Source organism: Escherichia sp. MOD1-EC7011 (assembly GCF_002965005.1).
GTDB lineage: Bacteria > Pseudomonadota > Gammaproteobacteria > Enterobacterales > Enterobacteriaceae > Escherichia > Escherichia ruysiae.
The window spans coordinates 1-18,396 of sequence record NZ_PTRD01000056.1 but is presented as its reverse complement, the minus strand read 5'-3'; the positions used below and the strand labels follow the sequence as shown (position 1 = coordinate 18,396).

The 18,396-nt window shown below is 50.7% G+C and carries 17 protein-coding genes; 6 read left to right on the top strand and 11 right to left on the bottom strand.

The window, feature by feature from the left end:
• Window positions 1-6: 6 nt before the first annotated feature.
• Both glcE and glcD read right to left on the bottom strand, forming a co-directional pair.
• Complete coding sequence (glcE, locus tag A7098_RS22310; protein ID WP_105281437.1) at window positions 7-1,059, bottom strand: glycolate oxidase subunit GlcE; 1,053 nt, start codon at window positions 1,057-1,059, stop codon at window positions 7-9.
• Window positions 1,059-2,558: a glycolate oxidase subunit GlcD gene (gene glcD, locus A7098_RS22305; protein WP_032226261.1), complete on the bottom strand. Its 1,500-nt coding sequence runs from the start codon at window positions 2,556-2,558 to the stop codon at window positions 1,059-1,061. Before glcD ends, glcE begins: the two co-directional genes overlap by 1 nt.
• A gap of 250 nt (window positions 2,559-2,808) precedes the next feature.
• Here glcD and glcC point away from each other — a divergent pair, with 250 nt between their 5' ends.
• On the top strand, window positions 2,809-3,579 hold the full coding sequence (gene glcC / locus A7098_RS22300; RefSeq protein WP_032226262.1) for a transcriptional regulator GlcC: 771 nt from the start codon (window positions 2,809-2,811) through the stop codon (window positions 3,577-3,579).
• Window positions 3,580-3,655: 76 nt separating this feature from the next.
• On the opposite strand, the gene yghO is transcribed toward glcC, so the two are convergent.
• On the bottom strand, window positions 3,656-4,780 hold the full coding sequence (gene yghO / locus A7098_RS22295; protein WP_105281436.1) for a protein YghO: 1,125 nt from the start codon (window positions 4,778-4,780) through the stop codon (window positions 3,656-3,658).
• A gap of 378 nt (window positions 4,781-5,158) precedes the next feature.
• On the opposite strand from yghO, the gene A7098_RS22290 reads away from it, so the two are divergent.
• From A7098_RS22290 to A7098_RS22275, 4 genes are read left to right on the top strand one after another with little or no spacing between them, the layout of a single operon-like run.
• Window positions 5,159-6,880 carry a fatty acyl-AMP ligase gene (locus tag A7098_RS22290; protein ID WP_206748920.1) on the top strand — a complete coding sequence of 574 codons (1,722 nt, stop codon included), beginning with the start codon at window positions 5,159-5,161 and terminating at the stop codon, window positions 6,878-6,880.
• Complete coding sequence (locus A7098_RS22285) at window positions 6,877-7,791, top strand: NAD(P)-dependent oxidoreductase (protein WP_032226264.1); 915 nt, start codon at window positions 6,877-6,879, stop codon at window positions 7,789-7,791. The genes A7098_RS22290 and A7098_RS22285 overlap by 4 nt, the downstream gene beginning before the upstream one ends.
• A gap of 31 nt (window positions 7,792-7,822) precedes the next feature.
• The gene (locus A7098_RS22280) at window positions 7,823-8,071 is read left to right on the top strand and encodes an acyl carrier protein (protein WP_000248097.1); all 249 of its coding nucleotides are present in this window, start codon (window positions 7,823-7,825) and stop codon (window positions 8,069-8,071) included.
• Window positions 8,071-9,243: an aminotransferase class I/II-fold pyridoxal phosphate-dependent enzyme gene (locus tag A7098_RS22275; protein ID WP_000524983.1), complete on the top strand. Its 1,173-nt coding sequence runs from the start codon at window positions 8,071-8,073 to the stop codon at window positions 9,241-9,243. Before A7098_RS22280 ends, A7098_RS22275 begins: the two co-directional genes overlap by 1 nt.
• A 34-nt stretch (window positions 9,244-9,277) precedes the next feature.
• Here the strand turns inward: A7098_RS22275 and lptG are convergent, their stop codons facing one another.
• Genes lptG through A7098_RS22240 form a run of 7 tightly spaced genes read right to left on the bottom strand, consistent with a single transcriptional unit; the run spans window position 9,278 to window position 15,745 of the window.
• Window positions 9,278-10,357: an LPS export ABC transporter permease LptG gene (lptG, locus tag A7098_RS22270; RefSeq protein WP_032226265.1), complete on the bottom strand. Its 1,080-nt coding sequence runs from the start codon at window positions 10,355-10,357 to the stop codon at window positions 9,278-9,280.
• The gene (lptF, locus tag A7098_RS22265; protein WP_000779663.1) at window positions 10,354-11,424 is read right to left on the bottom strand and encodes an LPS export ABC transporter permease LptF; all 1,071 of its coding nucleotides are present in this window, start codon (window positions 11,422-11,424) and stop codon (window positions 10,354-10,356) included. Before lptF ends, lptG begins: the two co-directional genes overlap by 4 nt.
• Before the next feature lie 30 nt (window positions 11,425-11,454).
• Entirely contained in the window at window positions 11,455-12,012 is a 558-nt protein-coding gene (locus A7098_RS22260; protein WP_105281435.1) for a YtfJ family protein, read from the bottom strand.
• Entirely contained in the window at window positions 12,012-12,848 is an 837-nt protein-coding gene (locus A7098_RS22255; protein WP_105281434.1) for a hypothetical protein, read from the bottom strand. The genes A7098_RS22260 and A7098_RS22255 overlap by 1 nt, the downstream gene beginning before the upstream one ends.
• Window positions 12,845-14,197 carry a lipopolysaccharide biosynthesis protein gene (locus tag A7098_RS22250; protein ID WP_105281433.1) on the bottom strand — a complete coding sequence of 451 codons (1,353 nt, stop codon included), beginning with the start codon at window positions 14,195-14,197 and terminating at the stop codon, window positions 12,845-12,847. Before A7098_RS22250 ends, A7098_RS22255 begins: the two co-directional genes overlap by 4 nt.
• A 45-nt stretch (window positions 14,198-14,242) precedes the next feature.
• On the bottom strand, window positions 14,243-15,001 hold the full coding sequence (locus A7098_RS22245; RefSeq protein ID WP_105281432.1) for a hypothetical protein: 759 nt from the start codon (window positions 14,999-15,001) through the stop codon (window positions 14,243-14,245).
• Window positions 15,002-15,031: 30 nt separating this feature from the next.
• A complete protein-coding gene (locus A7098_RS22240) occupies window positions 15,032-15,745 on the bottom strand; it encodes a dTMP kinase (protein WP_105281431.1) in 714 nt (237 codons plus the stop codon).
• Window positions 15,746-15,918: 173 nt separating this feature from the next.
• On the opposite strand from A7098_RS22240, the gene A7098_RS22235 reads away from it, so the two are divergent.
• A complete protein-coding gene (locus tag A7098_RS22235; RefSeq protein WP_105281430.1) occupies window positions 15,919-16,611 on the top strand; it encodes a dTMP kinase in 693 nt (230 codons plus the stop codon).
• A 48-nt stretch (window positions 16,612-16,659) separates the two neighbouring features.
• Here the strand turns inward: A7098_RS22235 and pitB are convergent, their stop codons facing one another.
• On the bottom strand, window positions 16,660-18,159 hold the full coding sequence (gene pitB, locus A7098_RS22230) for an inorganic phosphate transporter PitB (RefSeq protein ID WP_000933309.1): 1,500 nt from the start codon (window positions 18,157-18,159) through the stop codon (window positions 16,660-16,662).
• Window positions 18,160-18,396: the final 237 nt, after the last annotated feature.

The following is an 18,396-nucleotide window of genomic DNA, read 5'->3' as shown; positions in this document are numbered from 1 at the left end:
TGCTCCTCATAGTTCCGCGTACATGCGACCGGGGTTAAACACGCCGCAAGGGTCGAGCTGCTTTTTAAGCTGCTGGTGATAGCGGAATAAGGGAGTCGGTAGCGGAGCAAAGCCGCCATCTCCGGCACTAAAGCGAGTCGCATGACCGCCAGCGTTGCGGGCGATGCGGTGGATTTGATTGTCATCGGCGGTCGATTTCAGCCAGCGTAACGCGCCGCCCCAGTCGATCAGTTGCTCGCCGGGTAAATCCATCATCGGCGCATCGGTGGGTAAGGAAATGCGCCATAAAGTGCCCGGTAATGAGAAGAACGGCAATTGTTGTTCGCGCAATTGCTGCCAGAACTGACCAGCGACCTCTTCGCCACCCAGCAGTTCACGCGCTGCTTTTACCGATCCTTCACCGCCTTCAAGGCGGAGCCACAAGGCGTTGTCGAAATAACATAAGCCGCTAATGGGAAGTGGCTGGAGTTGCCACTGGGCGATTTCACTCATGGCTTCTTGTAGGTTGATTTCCCGCCGCAGGCTCAAGGTAGCGCGCGGTCGCGGCAACACTTTCATTGAGATTTCAGTGAGTACGCCAAGACAACCGTAGCTTCCGGCCATTAACCGCGAGAGATCGTATCCGGCGACGTTTTTCATCACTTCGCCACCAAAACGCAGATGTTTTCCAGCGCCGGTAATGATGCGCGTGCCGAGGACAAAATCGCGGACCGAACCGCTCCACGGGCGACGCGGCCCCGCCAGCCCGCAGGCGACCATCCCGCCCCAGGTGGCTTCTTCACCATAATGCGGCGGCTCGCAGGGAAGCATTTGCCCCGCACTTTCCAGCGCCGCTTCAATCGCCACCAGCGGCGTTCCGGCGCGAGCGGTGATCACCAGTTCGGTCGGGTCGTAATTAACAATGCCGCGATGGCAACGCACATCCAGCGTTTGCCCGGCGACAGGGCGACCTAAAAAGGCTTTGCTATTGCTTCCCTGAATTACCAGCGGCGTTTTATCACTAATCGCCTGATTCACCTGCTCCAGTAACACCTGGCTGTAATCACACTCGCGTAGCATCAGAAACGCTCCAGTTCAGGGAAAGGTAAATGACCGTGATGCACGTGCATGGCACCAAATTCAGCGCAGCGGTGCAGTGTGGGGATGTTTTTCCCTGGGTTCAGCAAACCATCGGGGTCAAACGCCGCCTTGACCGCATGGAAGGTCGTGATTTCATCGCTGTTGAACTGGGCGCACATTTGATTGATTTTTTCGCGCCCGATGCCATGTTCCCCACTGATGCTGCCGCCCACTTCAACGCAGAGTTCGAGGATCTTCCCGCCCAGCTCTTCCGCGCGGGCAAATTCACCGGGTTCGTTGGCATCGAAAAGGATTAACGGGTGCATGTTGCCGTCTCCGGCATGAAAGACGTTGGCGACGCGTAAATCATATTGCTGCGATAAACGGGCAATGCCTTCCAGTACGCCAGGCAGGGCGCGACGCGGGATGGTGCCGTCCATACAGTAGTAATCCGGCGAGATACGCCCCACCGCCGGGAAGGCGTTTTTGCGACCGGCCCAGAAACGCACGCGCTCCGCTTCGTCCTGTGCCAGACGGACATCAGTCGCGCCCGCTTTCAGCAAGATGTCGTTAACCCGCTCGCAGTCTTCCTGAACGTCAGACTCCACGCCGTCCAGCTCGCACAACAAAATCGCTTCGGCGTCGACGGGATAACCGGCATGAATAAAATCTTCCGCCGCGCGGATCGACAGGTTATCCATCATCTCCAGCCCGCCGGGGATAATGCCATTGGCGATGATGTCACCGACGGCGAGTCCGGCTTTTTCTACCGAGTCAAAGCTGGCTAACAGAACCCGCGCCACGGGCGGCTTCGGCAACAGCTTCACCGTTACTTCGGTGGTCACGCCGAGCATACCTTCCGATCCGGTGAACAGCGCCAGCAGGTCAAAACCAGGCGAATCCAGCGCGTCCGATCCCAGCGTCAGCGCCTCGCCGTCCAGCGTTTGCACTTCAATTTTCAGCAGGTTATGTACGGTCAGACCATATTTCAGGCAGTGGACGCCACCGGCATTTTCCGCCACATTGCCGCCAATTGAACAGGCGATTTGTGAGGAAGGATCCGGCGCGTAATAGAGATTATGCGGCGCAACGGCCTGGGAGATCGCCAGGTTACGCACGCCCGGCTGCACGCGCGCGCGGCGACCAACGGGGTTAATGTCGAGGATTTCTTTAAAGCGCGCCATCACCAACAACACACCTTTTTCCAGCGGCAGCGCGCCACCAGAAAGCCCGGTGCCTGCACCACGGGTCACCACCGGTACACGCAGGCGGTGGCAGACAGCCAGAATCGCTGTCACCTGTTCCATTTGCTTAGGCAGAACAACCAGTAATGGACGCGTGCGATACGCGCTCAACCCGTCACACTCGTAAGGAATGATCTCCTCATCGGTATGCAGGATCTCCAGTCCAGGGGCATGCTCACGCAGTGCCATCAGTACCGATGTGCGGTCGACATCGGGTAAAGCGCCATCAAGACGCTCTTCGTACAAGATGCTCATGAGTAGGCTTCGCTTTGTTGTGTTGTGTGGCAGCTGATTTTTGCGCGCTGCTTCTGTGAACAGTTATTAAGCGGGCTTTTTGTTTTCGTCTATCTCTTTAGCTACCGGTCAGACCATTTTTTTTCCAGCTCTGTGACCTTGCATTGGTTAACTTAATGTTAAATTGATGTAACATAATCACTTACGTGATGTGCGTGTTTTGCGAATTAAGAACAGAAAAATTGGTCCTACCTGTGCACGAGGTCCGGGAATGAAAGATGAGCGTCGCCCTATTTGCGAAGTGGTTGCAGAGAGTATCGAACGGTTGATTATCGACGGCGTGTTGAAGGTTGGGCAGCCGCTTCCTTCAGAGCGCCGACTGTGTGAAAAGCTCGGCTTCTCACGCTCCGCACTGCGCGAAGGGCTGACTGTGCTGCGCGGGCGCGGGATTATTGAAACGGCGCAGGGGCGTGATTCCCGTGTGGCTCGTCTTGATCGGGTGCAGGACACCAGCCCGCTAATCCATCTGTTCAGTACGCAGCCGCGAACGCTGTACGATCTGCTCGACGTTCGCGCACTGCTGGAAGGTGAATCAGCCAGGCTGGCGGCAACGCTGGGAACCCAGGCTGATTTTGTCTTGATAACCCGCTGTTATGAAAAAATGCTCGCCGCCAGTGAGAACAACAAAGAGATTTCGCTGATCGAACATGCGCAGTTGGATCACGCTTTTCATCTCGCCATTTGTCAGGCTTCCCACAATCAGGTGCTGGTATTTACTCTGCAATCATTGACCGACCTGATGTTTAATTCGGTGTTTGCCAGCGTGAATAATCTCTATCATCGACCACAGCAGAAGAAACAGATCGATCGCCAACATGCGCGGATCTATAACGCGGTTTTACAACGGTTGCCGCATGTCGCCCAGCGCGCCGCCCGCGATCACGTGATGACCGTAAAAAAGAATCTCCACGATATCGAGCTGGAAGGCCACCACTTGATTCGCTCGGCGGTGCCGCTGGAGATGAATCCGGGGGGAATGTGAGCCGAGTTTTCCTCCTCACCCTAACCCTCTCCTCGAGGGGCGAGGGGATCGCCCCTGCGCTTAATGGGAGCTGGTATTAAATGTGCTTTTCATACAATCGGTAACGTTTATACGGCTCCGCCCCAATGCGTTCCAGCATGTTATTCATGCCTGTATTGGTTTCGAGGATCCATGACATCTCCAGCGCATCGATCTTCCGGCGGGCAAACGGATCGCGTAAGGCTTCAATCAATAACAACGCAATCACCGGGCCGATGCGGCTGAACTGATACTCGTCCCGCACGCCCATCAGCGGTACTCGCGCAGTTCGCACACCGCTGACTTTTAAGCGCCACAGCAATTTTGCCCAGCCGAAGGGAAAGAGCGATCCGTTCAGATCGGCAATCGCCTCGTTGATGTTCGGTAAGCCGACAATAAACGCACAGGGTGCAGAATCTATCTCAGCGATGTAGATCATATCGTCCGGCACCAGATATTTAAGTTGATCGCCCATGGTCGCAAATTCGCGTTCGGTAAACGGCACAAATCCCCAGTTGTGCTGCCATCCAGAGTTGAAAATCTCACGCAGGATCTGCATTTCTTCGGCAAACCTCTGGCGATTGATGCAGCGAATGGTCACCTTCTTGCGTACCTGCTCCATCAGTTTTTTTAGCGCCGGAGAAAAAGTGAGATCGGTTCGCTGCATCCACCACGCCAGTAGATCAATGCCTTTGCGATAACCCAATTGTTCAATATGCGCGGCATACCACGGTTTACCGTGCGGCATCATCGCGCATGGCGGTGTGTCAAAACCTTCAATCAGTAATCCGCTTTCCTGATTGATATTCAGGCTGAAAGGTCCGCTGATGTTGCGCGCGCCTTGTGACTTCAACCACGCTTCCGCTGCGCCAAATAAAGCGGCAAAAACCTGCGGATCTTCAATGGCATCAATCATACCGAAATGACCAGTATCTTCACCGTAACGCTCACGGTGCAAGGTATCAATTTGCGCGGTAATGCGCCCGACTATCTGCCCCGCTTTTTTTGCCACCCACGCCTGCCAGATAATATGCTCCGTCCCCGGATTCTTCTCTGACAAATGCTCGCTGCGTTCAATGAATAAAGGAGGGATCCAGTTTGGATCATCGGGATAAAGTGATGACGGAAAAGCGATAAATGCCTTAAGGTCATGTTTATTTATTACTTTTTCAATTTTAATCATCAGCGTCTCGCATTCCCTACCTCAATGGCTAACAAATAATTAACGGAGGGAATACGGACAATAACCGAGATGTTCGGCATCTAAATAATCCATCCGATGAATATAAAATACTGCTTTTAATTATTGCGATAAAACCATTACCTACATTATCTGAAAAATATTAATATTTAGTGCTTAATGCGGCCAGACAGGCCATTTGCTTAATATATTCACAAATCAAATATTATTCACAATAAAAACAAAAAAGTTAAAATCATTATTTAAATCAATGTTCAATATCGCACCCGTGAAAATACTATCTCATTTATCTTTTATGCATATATAATCCACCGCATTATTGTCATTTTATTTTTGATATCCAATTTTCTCGTGGTGTATATGTCTAATAAAATTTTTACGTATTCCCTGCCTATGCGCTATGCCGATTTTCCAACGCTGGTTGATGCTTTGGATTATGCCGCTCTGGGCCGCGCCGGAATGAACTTTTATGACAGACGTTGCCAGCTTGAAGATGAACTGGAATATCACAATTTAAAAGCACATGCCGAAGCAGGCGCAAAGCGGTTGTTATCGCTGAACCTGAAAAAAGGCGATCGCGTGGCGCTGATTGCCGAAACCAGTAGCGGGTTTGTCGAAGCATTTTTTGCCTGCCAGTATGCCGGGTTAGTCGCCGTCCCGTTGGCGATTCCGATGGGGGTCGGTCAGCGAGATTCCTGGAGCGCCAAATTGCAGGGCTTACTGGCAAGCTGTCAGCCTGCCGCGATTATCACCGGCGATGAGTGGTTACCGTTAGTCAATGCCGCGACGCATGACAACCCTGAGTTGCATGTGTTAAGCCATGCCTGGTTTAAATCCTTGCCGGAAGCCGACGTTACGCTCCAGCATCCCGTTCCAGACGATATCGCCTACCTCCAGTACACCTCCGGCAGCACCCGTTTTCCTCGTGGCGTCATCATTACTCATCGCGAAGTGATGGCCAATCTACGTGCTATCAGCCACGATGGCATTAAATTACGCCCTGGCGACCGCTGCGTCTCCTGGCTGCCTTTCTACCATGATATGGGACTGGTCGGCTTTCTCCTGACCCCCGTCGCCACGCAGCTTTCAGTGGATTACTTGCGCACTCAGGATTTCGCCATGCGCCCGCTGCAATGGCTTAAATTGATCAGCAAAAATCGCGGCACCGTTTCCGTTGCGCCACCGTTTGGCTATGAACTGTGCCAGCGCCGTGTGAATGAAAAAGATCTCGCTGAACTGGATCTCTCCTGCTGGCGCGTCGCCGGTATTGGCGCTGAGCCAATCTCCGCAGAGCAACTCCATCAATTTGCTGAATGTTTCCGTCAGGCTAACTTTGACGATAAAACTTTCATGCCATGCTACGGGCTGGCAGAGAACGCGCTTGCCGTCAGTTTTTCTGACGAAACCTCCGGCGTTGTAGTTAACGAAGTGGATCGCGACATCCTCGAATATCAGGGTAAAGCTGTTACGCCGGGTGCTGAAACACGCGCCGTATCGACTTTCGTCAACTGCGGTAAAGCATTGCCGGAACATGGCATTGAAATCCGCAATGAAGCAGGTATGCCGGTTGCGGAACGTGTAGTAGGCCATATTTGCATCTCCGGCCCCAGCCTGATGAGCGGGTACTTTGGCGACCAGGTTTCGCAAGACGAGATTGCCGCGACGGGCTGGTTAGATACCGGCGACCTCGGCTATCTGCTGAACGGTTATTTGTATGTCACCGGGCGCATTAAAGATCTGATTATTATTCGTGGCCGCAATATCTGGCCGCAGGATATTGAGTACCTGGCGGAGCAGGAGCCGGAAATCCACTCTGGCGATGCCATTGCGTTTGTTACCGCCCAGGAAAAAATCATTTTGCAGATCCAGTGTCGGATTAGTGACGAAGCACGTCGCAGGCAGCTTATCCACTCGCTGGCGGCGCGGATACAAAGCGAGTTTGGCGTGACAGCGGCTATCGATCTGTTACCGCCCCACAGTATTCCCCGCACGTCTTCCGGCAAACCCGCCCGCGCGGAAGCGAAAAAACGTTATCAGAAGGCCGTCGCCGCTAATCCCCCTGTGCAGGAATCTCTCGTATGAGCCAAACAGTCGCGGTGACGGGTGCTACCGGGTTTATTGGTAAATATATTATCGATAACCTGCTCGTTCGCGGCTTTCATGTTCGCGCGTTGACGCGTACTGCCCGCGCTCACGTCAGCGATAACCTCATCTGGGTGCGTGGTTCGCTGGAAGACACGCATTCGCTTAGCGAGCTGGTTGCCGGAGCCAGCGCGGTGGTCCATTGCGCCGGGCAAGTGCGCGGACACAAAGAAGAGATTTTTACCCGCTGTAACGTTGACGGCAGCCTGCGCCTGATGCAGGCGGCAAAAGAGAGCGGCTTTTGCCAACGTTTTCTGTTTATCTCTTCGCTGGCGGCGCGCCATCCTGGACTCTCCTGGTATGCAAAATCCAAACACGTCGCCGAACAACGGCTTATCGCAATGGCTGACGAAATAATGCTGGGAATTTTTCGTCCGACAGCAGTCTATGGCCCCGGCGATAAAGAGCTAAAACCGCTATTTGACTGGATGCTGCGCGGCCTGCTGCCACGACTTGGTGCGCCAGATACACAACTATCTTTCCTGCACGTTACCGATTTCGCGCAAGCTGTAGGCCAGTGGTTAAGCGCCGAAACTGTACCAACGCAAACGTATGAGTTATGCGATGGCGTCCCCGGCGGCTATGACTGGCAACGCGTACAACAGCTCGCCGCCGTTGCCCGTCGCGGTTCCGTGCGGATGGTCGGCATTCCTCTACCGTTGCTCACCTGCCTTGCGGATATCAGCACAACATTAAGTCGTCTGTCTGGTAAAGAGCCAATGCTGACGCGCTCAAAAATTCGTGAATTAACCCATGCCGACTGGTCGGCAAGTAATAACCGTATTTCTGAAGATATTAACTGGTTTCCCGGGATTAGCCTGGAACACGCATTACGCAACGGGCTATTTTGATTGTCTTGTTTAAAGGTGTGTTAACGTTTCTATGGTAAATCGTGAAATAGTAATGGATTACATCCTTTCCTGTTTACAGGATTTGGTCGAAAACGGTGTGGAAATTAAGCCCGACAGCGATCTCGTCAACGATCTTGGCCTGGAGTCGATCAAGGTGATGGATCTCTTAATGATGCTGGAAGACAGATTCGATATTTCCATTCCTATTAATATTCTGCTGGATGTCAAAACCCCTGCGCAATTAATGGAAACACTACTTCCATGGCTGGAGAATAAATAATGGGGCTATACGATAAATATGCGCGTCTTGCTGGCGAGCGACTGCAATTTAGTGATAACGGTTTAACACCGTTTGGCACCTGTATTGATGAAGTCTATTCCGCCACCGAAGGGCGTATCGGCAATAAAAAAGTGATCCTGGCCGGAACCAATAATTATCTCGGTTTAACCTTCAATAACGAGGCCATCGCCGAAGGTCAGGCAGCGTTAGCGGCACAAGGCACCGGCACCACCGGTTCTCGTATGGCTAATGGCAGCTATGCGCCACATCTGGCGTTAGAAAAAGAGATTGCCGAGTTTTTCAATCGCCCTACTGCTATTGTTTTTTCAACCGGTTATACCGCCAATTTAGGCGTCATCAGCGCACTTGCCGACCATAACGCCGTAGTGTTGCTGGATGCCGACAGCCACGCCAGTATTTATGATGCCTGCTCTCTCGGCGGCGCGGAAATTATTCGTTTTCGCCATAACGACGCCAACGATCTGGAACGTCGCATGATTCGCCTCGGCGAACGGGCGAAAGAGGCGATTATCATCGTTGAGGGCATCTACAGTATGCTCGGCGACGTTGCACCGCTGGCGGAAATTGTTGATATCAAACGTCGTCTCGGCGGTTATTTGATTGTCGATGAAGCTCATTCGTTTGGCGTGTTAGGCGCAACGGGGCGCGGGCTGGTTGAGGCCGTTGGCGTTGAGGACGATGTTGATATTATCGTTGGCACCTTCAGTAAGAGTCTGGCCTCTATCGGCGGTTTTGCCGTAGGCTCGGAAGCGATGGAAGTGCTGCGCTACGGCAGCCGCCCGTATATTTTTACCGCCTCCCCTTCTCCTTCCTGCATTGCGACCGTGCGCTCGTCGTTAAGAACCATTGCCACACAACCAGAGTTGCGGCAAAAATTGATGGATAACGCCAACCATCTGTATGACGGTCTGCAAAAATTGGGTTACGAGCTAAGCTCGCATATTAGCCCGGTAGTGCCAGTGATAATCGGTTCGAAAGAGGAAGGGCTACGCATCTGGCGCGAGCTTATCTCACTGGGCGTATATGTGAATCTTATCCTGCCACCTGCCGCGCCGGCAGGCATTACGCTGCTGCGCTGTAGCGTTAACGCCGCTCACAGTCGCGAACAAATTGATGCCATCATTCAGGCATTTGCCACACTGAAACAGTAATGTTAACCCGCCGTGGTGTTGCGCCACGGCGGGTTTAATGTTGACTGTCATACCAATACACCAGGCTCAACGCCACCAGCACAAACGCTATCGGTAAACCGAGCGCGGTAACAGGTGCGCTCAACGCAAATAGCAATCCCAGATTGACCATGATTTGATAGCTAATCCAGGTAAGCAAGCCAACGATGACGCCCACAGCAAGACGGCTGCCCATTCCCGGTGAGCGCGGGGCGCTAAAGGTAAACGGCACAGCCAGTAAAATCATCGCCAGGGTTAAGAGCGGTTGCCCCAGCTTTTCCCACAGCGCCAGACGATATTCGCTGCTGGGTTGTCCGGTTTCCTGCAAATAATGGATGTAATGGTTGAGCTGGCGGACAGAAAAGCTATTACCCGGCATAGATAACTCTTCGAGATTCATACTGGTGAATGCCGATTGCCACGGCAGATTATCTAATGTTTCCAGCGTTTCTTTGCCGTTAAGCCATTTTTTATGATTCACACCGTGCAGGAGCCACGTTTTATCGTCTTCGATGGTGGCGCTGCGCGCGTAAATGTAAGATTCGAGTGACAGATCGTCGCGGTAATGAAATATCTCCACACCTACCGGCTGGCCCTGTTCATTCAGCGATTTCACCGTCACAAATTCATTGTCACGTCTGGCCCACAACATGTTGCCGGTGATGTCATCGTCTACCCCTAACGCGGTGGCGGTCGATTTGATTTGCAGCGCCTGTTGCTGCAATGGCGACGCTACCCACTCATCAATCGCGCCTAACGAGACTGTCCACAGAACTCCGGCAACCAGCACCACCAGCGCGATACGGAAAATGGAAAATCCCGTGCTGCGAATGGCGGTAAGTTCACTGTTTTTCGATAACTGCCCAAGACCAACAATCCCCCCTAATAACGCGATAAACGGCGCAAGATCGACCAGTGTGCGCGGCAGGGTCATCACCACCACCAGCACCGCCTGAGTCCAGCGATAACCACCAGGGCTGACATCATCCAGCTCGTTAATCAGGTTGAAGGTGGTAAAAAGCGGCAGCAGTAGCCCTGCGGCAGCAGCAAAACCGAGAAACAGGTGACGGATTAAATAGCGACTGAAGACATTCATCGGGAAAATTTCTGCAGCAAAGAGAAGTCGCGAGCGACCAGCACTAACAAACCAGTCAACATCAGTCCAGGCACTAACCACAAACCAGGGATAACAGGAATTGCACCGTTTGCCACCAGAGTGCGGCAAACGTCTCCGCCATAAAAAATGGCAATAAACAGTAACGTTAAAGGCAGTAAGGTAGAAAATCGCCCCTGCCGTGGTTTTACCCGACTTAAAGAGATAGCCATCAATGCCATTAACAACGCAGTCACGCCACGGCTTTGTCGCCATTGCAATTCGGCATGATCGGCAGGAAAGACAGAATGCGCCAGCTCCGTGACCGACTTCGCTTTGCGTTTGACGTTAGGGCTTTGATCCAGCGGATTCAGATGTAATTGTAGATTGCGGTAGATCTGTTCGTTGTCGTCATTGCCCTGATGATCGAGAAGATAGGCTGTGCCGTTATGCAACATGACGGTCGGTTTGTCCGGAGAGGGATCGATAACATCAACGGAGCGGGCACGAAAAATGCGGGTTCGATTGGCTGTAGAAGTATATATCAGCGCGTCAGTCAGGCGATTATTGTCTTGATCAACCGTCTGCGAGAGGATCATCCGCCCATTATCGTTAGTATTAAATTTCTTTGCCCGTAGCTGGCGGACATCCAACTCCGACTGCGACTGTTGCTCCAGTTGATAAATCTGCGCATAAGCCCACGGCCGACCATACATCGACAAAACGGTGACAAAAATACTTAACGGTATTGCAAGGTAAAGAACAGCTTTATACAAACGCGCCGGGCTGCCTCCCGCCGCAGAAATTGCGGTAATTTCTGAGTCGGTATACATCTGCCCAAGCGTCACGCCAACCGACACATACAGGCCAACCGGTAACAACATCTCCAGTGCAATCAGCACCTTGTAGAAAACGATATCCAGCACAACGTTGAGAGCTAAAGTGCCATTTGCCGCTTCGGTCAGATAACGCTGTGCGGAATAGCTGGCGAAAATAAAGATCAGAAAACCGACGATAATCAGCACCAGACGGCGCGTACCGCGCATGATGTAATGTTCAACCAGCTTCATCTCACTAACGCCCTCAATCCTTTGAGTTTTTTATTCATTGATCAGCTTCTGCGCCAGCGCAATAACATGATCTACCTCTTCCGGCGTCAGGCTGCCGTCCTTTGCCCACTGAATTTGCCCGGCTTTATTCAATACCAGAATGGTTGAACTCTGCTCCGGTAATAGCCAGGCAACGCGTCCCAGACCATTGCCGTCAATAACGAATTGCGCCCATGGATAGCGGCGTTTATTTTTCTCGATTTTACCGCTCACAAAATAGCCTGTACCAAAGATAGCATCATCGGTATTCACAATGGTGGTGGGCTGAAAACGATCCTGCGGAAAGTTCGCCACTTCTACTGCTTTGATTAACAGTGAGTTCTTTTTCTTTGCCGACTTGCGCCTGGCGATATACTGGATAATGCGGACTTTTCCCTTCAGTTGCGTACTGTTCCACTTTTGGTAGTGAATTTCGTCGTTATTAAGCAGTAGCTCGCCGCCTTCCTGGATATAAACAGGCGTAACCTGCTTCCCATTGATGAAATTATGCGCCGCCGTGCCTGGTGCTAAGAGTGCGATAATCAGAGCGACAATCCGACGAGATGGCATTATTGCTCCGGATATAGCGGAAAACGCGAGATAAGCAGCTCTAAACGCTGGCGAATATCGCTATCCAGCGCCACCGGTGCGTCATATGACCGGCGGTTTTCCATATCATCCGCCACCATGTCGTCGTGCTTATCCCCCATCAGACCATTAATGGCAGCGAGGAAGCGGGAAATCTGTAACGCCTCTTTATTTTCAGGATCAAGCGATCTTAGGGTGTCGTAATAAGAAACCTGCTGACTGATGATTTTTCGCACATCATGAAATTCCCTGCCGGTTAGTCGCGGTTTGGCAATAATCTCTTTCAGGATATGCATTTGCTTTTGCCGATAGGCAATAAAACCGTTCACGCTTTCTAACTGGCTATGGCGTAATGACCAGTTCACTAACGACCAGACCGGAGAGCTTAAATAAATCCGTAACAGGTTACCGTAATACGACACGATATTTTTCTTACCGTTACGAAAACCATCCTGAAAATGGCCCAGACATACCGTCGTTTTGCCGAATAAAAATCCGGCCTGATGCTTCTTTAAATACAACCGTTGAGCAAAACGTAAATGCTTATAGCGCGCTCGCATGTATTTAAATTGTTTGCGCTCATCGTCGGTAAGTACTTTTCCTTTTGCTTGTTTCAGCGTTAAGCGAAGCAACTCCTTGCGATTTACACCGTCCAGCCAGAATCTCAGACATAAGGCATAATTGTCATGAATATTATCTGATGAACAGCGCAAAGTGATCGTTGGAGGCAAGATAACCTGTGCGTCAATAACATCATTATCATCAACAGCAATAAATAAACGCTCACTGACCTCAAGTGGAAAATATTTTCTCATCATTGGGATTTTTCTCCTGCAACATTATAAATCAATAGATGGCGACGGAAAAAAGTCCTTAATGTCGGTGCTAACGAGAGGATCACATCCAGACATTGACCACCGAAATAAGCAAATGCAGCCCCCATTACGCCAAACAGATGACAAAACATAAATAACAAAACAACGTAGGTTAACGATGCGATAGTTTGCGCTATCAAAAAAGCGCGCTGTTTACCCGCCATTAGTAGTAATGATTGCTGCGGGAAGCCCAGCATCGAAATAACAATCGCGCCAAGCATCACCTGGATCAGGTCATATGCTTCGAGATATTTGACGCCAAATACCAGCGAAATGAGCGGCTTGCCGACGATTAGCACCGCGAGCGCCACCAGAACACCAATTCCGCCAGCCAGTAACCCTGACTTCACGCCTAACAACCACGGTCTGGTAGTGCGCGGATCTAAGCGCATTACTTCTGGATAAAAACTTTTACCCAGCAAACCCGCCGGCGTCCCGGCTGCGTCGAAGAATGTCATGGCAATTTTAAATAACCCGGCTGCGGCTGGCCCCAACACAATCCCCACCAGCACTGTGCTGCACGAGTTACGCGCCGACCAGATGGAGTGGGCAATGTTGGTTGACCAGACAAAACTCCACGCCCCTTTGATGTGTCGGGCAGACTCGAAAAGATTCAATTTAAACGCGTTATGGATATTTCTGCGGCGCAATTCGCGCGCAGCAAACCACCAGTACATGGTGCCGCCAACCAGATTTGAGGCGTACCAGGCTATAACAAACCCCGCAAAACCAAAGTCAAAATACCAGGCGATTACGCTCCCCGCTGCGCGCAGAAAAGGCTTCGTCGCCTGCTGTACAGCAATCAAATCGAAGCGATCTACCGCACGCAGAATGCCGGTCGGCGTGGAGGAAGCCATTGAAGGAATGAGCGTGCAATAGAGCGCCGCCAGCCAAAAACTTTGGTCATCCAGACCTAATGAGTGAGAAAGAAATGGCAGTAAGGCAATGCCGCCGACAATCGCCACCGCGCCGCTGACGATATCCAGCGAAAAGGAAAACGAGACGACATTGCGAAATTGTTGGGGATTATTGTTGGTTAAGGCTGGCGTTCCGTACTGCACTACCAACTGCCATGTCTGAAACTTAATAAAATCGCTGATCGACTTGGCATACGATTGCACAATCACCAGTACGCCAAACATCGCTGGCGTCATCCCTTTACCAGCGCACGAGAGCGCCAGTAAGCCCAGCAAGGCGCTCACGACATTGCTGGAGCCTAACCAGGCGCTATTGCGAATAATGGTGCGAAAGGCTCCATCTGCAAACCAATGTTTGATGTTAAAACCCGCCAATTCAGCCAGACCTTATCGTTGATAATGAAAAATAGCCCGCCAGCCTTAAGTTAAACTTCGGCGGTCAGAAACGATGGCAACCAGAGACACAGCTTTCTGCGCCTGTTCCAGCACGTCGTGGTAGGGCGCTCTGGAATCAATCTCAAGAATTTTTGTGCCGTTATAGCCAATCTTCGACATGACGCCGATTTTGTCCTGCAACTCGGCATAGTCGTGATCTGGCTTGCGGGAGATGGCAGTATCAATATCAATGCCCAGACGAATAATTAATTCAGGACGATATTGCGCCATTTGTTGATATAAGCGTCGCTCGCGCTGCGCCAGAAACATGTTGATTTTGCCGCTGGCACGTTCGACGCCAATCCCCGGTCCGTCATAATAAAAACCGGAAATTTCAGCCTGCGGAAAGCGATCGCTGACCACCAGAACGCCACTTTGCGCCAGCCGCTGAACCTTGCGCAGATTCGTCATTCTTCGCAGCGAGAAGCAATACATAATCAACGCCGCCCATAGCGCCGGAGATTTGGTTTTCATGCTTTGGGTTTTCGAGGATTTGGCCGCCAGACGCCGTTCCAGCCAGACGCCAACGAGCGGCAAGCGTTTAATTTTGTCGCCGTCTTCGCCGGATAGCAGCCCCAGATAACGACGCTCAGTTTGCCAGTGTTGTTGCAGCGATTTAACCAAATCGGTGGTCAGCGTAGATTTACCGGTGCCATCGCACCCAACCACCGCAATCAGCCCCGGAATATAGTTGGTCTGCGGTGCGGTTGTACTATTAACAGTTTGTGTTTGTAGTGCATCCATTCGTAAATCATCCCCTATCCATTTTGGTGATCAGGAAAGTGCGGCGTGAATCGCGCATAATGAGGCTTGCAGGATTTCATCAGCAGGTTGTCGCCCGTCCAGTTCCAGTATCTTTGCGCCATTGAACGTCAGTTGTGGCGTAACGGCGATTTTTTCCTGTAACGCCGCCAGTTGATGATCGGGTTTGCGGGAAAATGCCGTCTGTTCATCAATAGCAAGACGAATCAATAACACAGGCAAATAAGATGCCATCCACTGGTACAGTTTCAGTTCGCGTTGCCTTAACATTTTTATCCAGCCGTTACCGCCAGAGGTTTTTGCCAGTTGCGGACCATCAAAGCGAAAACCTGGCACTTCGACCTGTGGGTAACGGTCGGTAATCAACAGATAGCCCTGCTGGCTTTTACGCAACATTTTGCGAAACTTGTAGGCTCGCCAGCAGGAAAGCAAATAAATAACCAGTGCAGTAATATTGCCAGGCGGCGTTAACGGCTTTTCATGCACATGTGCCGCTTTATCCCGCAGATAACGCCCAAAAGGTGCACCAATAATGGGGAGCTGTGATATCCATTCGCCAATTCTCCCGGAAGACTGCCCGAGATAAATGTGTTCTGTTGGCATTTTTGTTGCCAGTTCATTCACCAGACTTGCTGTGAGAGTCGATTTACCTGAGCCATCACACCCCACAATGGCAATAACACGCACTGGCGTGGAATTAATTATTGACATATTACGTTGATTCACGAAAAACCCGGCAGCAAATAATGTATTGAATATTACGTGGTCCGTGCTCAGAATATCTGCTCAATCTTATTGTGACAATGGTTAATTGTGGTATTGACCTGAATTACACTTTCATAAAAACATATTAATCAAATAAATATTTTGGGTGGATATTTAAATTTAAGGATATATTCATGCAGTCAATAACCCCTCCATTAATTGCCGTTATTGGTAGCGATGGTTCAGGCAAGTCAACGGTGTGTGAACATCTTATTACCGTTGTCGAAAAATATGGTGCCGCCGAAAGAGTTCATCTTGGAAAACAGGCAGGGAATGTCGGACGCGCGGTGACAAAACTACCGTTGATGGGAAAATCCCTGCATAAAACCATTGAAAAAAATGAAGTGAAAACGGCAAAAAAATTACCGGGGCCGGTTCCGGCGCTGGTAATTACGGCGTTTGTTGCCCGTCGCTTACTGCGCTTTCGTCATATGCTCGCCTGTCGTCGTCGCGGGTTAATTGTTTTAACCGACCGTTTTCCGCAGAACCAAATTCCTGGCGCTTACGATGGTACGGTGTTTCCACCTAACGTTAAAGGTGGTCGTTTTGTCTCATGGCTGGCAAGCCAAGAACGTAAAGCGTTTCACTGGATGGCAAGTCATAAGCCTGATTTGGTTATCAAACTCAATGTTGACCTTGAAGTTGCCTGCGCGCGTAAACCCGACCATAAACGGGAATCGCTGGCAAGGAAGATTGCCATAACGCCACAGTTAACCTTTGGCAGTGCACAACTGGTTGATATCGATGCCAACCAGCCGCTGGAACAGGTACTGGTTGACGCAGAAAAAGCGATTACGGATTTTATGACAGCACGGGGTTATCACTAATCAGAGATGAAAATGCCCGATCGCCAGTACCGGGCATTTTCAGGAAGGTTAAATTAACTGCAATGCTATCCAGTACAAACTACCAGACAGAAAAATCGCCGCCGGTAAGGTAAACACCCACGCCATCAGGATGCTGGTTACCGTTTTACGCTGTAAGCCTCCACCATCCACGACCATCGTCCCTGCTACCGCCGAAGAAAGTACGTGTGTTGTGGAAACTGGCATCCCAATATAACTGGCAAGGCCAATAGATACCGCCGCCGTCATCTGCGCCGCCATGCCTTGCGCATACGTCATGCCACGCTTACCAATCTTCTCACCGATGGTCATCGCCACACGACGCCAGCCAATCATGGTGCCAATACCCAGCGCCAGTGCCACCGCCATAATGATCCACACCGGAGCGTATTCAATGGTACTTAACATATCGCTGCGCAGTTTTTTCAGCAGGTTCTGGTCTTCTTTACTGACGCCTGGCAGTTTCGCCAGCTTCGCGGAGGTATCAGAGATGCAAAGCATAATGCGGCGCAGCTGGCTGCGCTGAGTCACGTTTAACGGCTCATAGCTTTCCATATTGCCCGGCAACATCGTTTTAACGCGCGCGATGGCATCAAAGGTATTTGCCGGATGACAGTGAAACTCCGTCACTTGTGTGCCATCCGTCTGAGTCGCAGGCAGCGGGGGTTCCATCGTAATCAATTTCTGCGGCAATTCAGGATGCTGTTGCAGATAATGTTCAAAGTTAGTGACAGCATCGCGGGTACGGGTAATTTCATAGCCGGAAGCGTTCATATTGACGACGAAACCAGCAGGGGCAATCCCTACCAGCACCAGCATCACCAAGCCGATCCCTTTTTGTCCATCGTTCGCACCATGCGAAAACGCCACGCCCGCAGCGGAAACAATCAGTGCAATACGCGTCCAGAATGGCGGTTTACGTTTGCCTTTTTTCTTTTTGCGATCTTCAGGAATGCGGTGAATACGGTCACGCTTTTTCGTGCCGCTCCAGAAACGACGCAGCAGGAAAATCAGTCCTCCCGCAATCACCAGCCCCACAATTGGGGAGACAATCAGTGAGGAGAAAATCTTGGTCACTTCACGCAGATTTAAAGCGTCCATCACCGATGAGCCGGTTAACATCGCATTAGTTAAACCGATGCCGATAATCGCGCCAATTAAAGTATGCGAACTGGAGGCCGGTAAACCAAAAAACCACGTTCCCAGATTCCAGATAATCGCCGCCAGCAGCATGGAAAAGACCATCGCCAGACCGTGGGTTGACCCCATATTCAGCAGCAAATCGGTTGGCAACATATGGACGATGGCATAGGCGACGCTAAGTCCGCCAAGCAATACGCCAAAAAAGTTAAAAAATGCCGCCATCACCACAGCAAGTTGTGGTTGCATGGCTCGGGTATAAATAACGGTTGCCACCGCATTTGCCGTGTCATGAAAACCATTGATTGCTTCGTAGAACAACACAAATGCCAGAGCAAGTAATAACAAAAGCCCCGTATATATATCAAGGCCAACAAATAAATTTAGCATATATTAGATTACGCCATTTTGAATTTACGAACGGAGGCATTATCAGTGACTTTCACAGCGCGGGCAAAGTGAAATATCATTTTTAACGATAAAAAGAGTGTTATTTCTTGTGTATCAGACAATAAGCATTCATTCAAAATTATTAGATATAATTAATACACAGACATTTCGCCAGCCCATGTATTCATGCGTGAAATGAATAAATAATAAAATATATAAACATTAAATATTTTGATT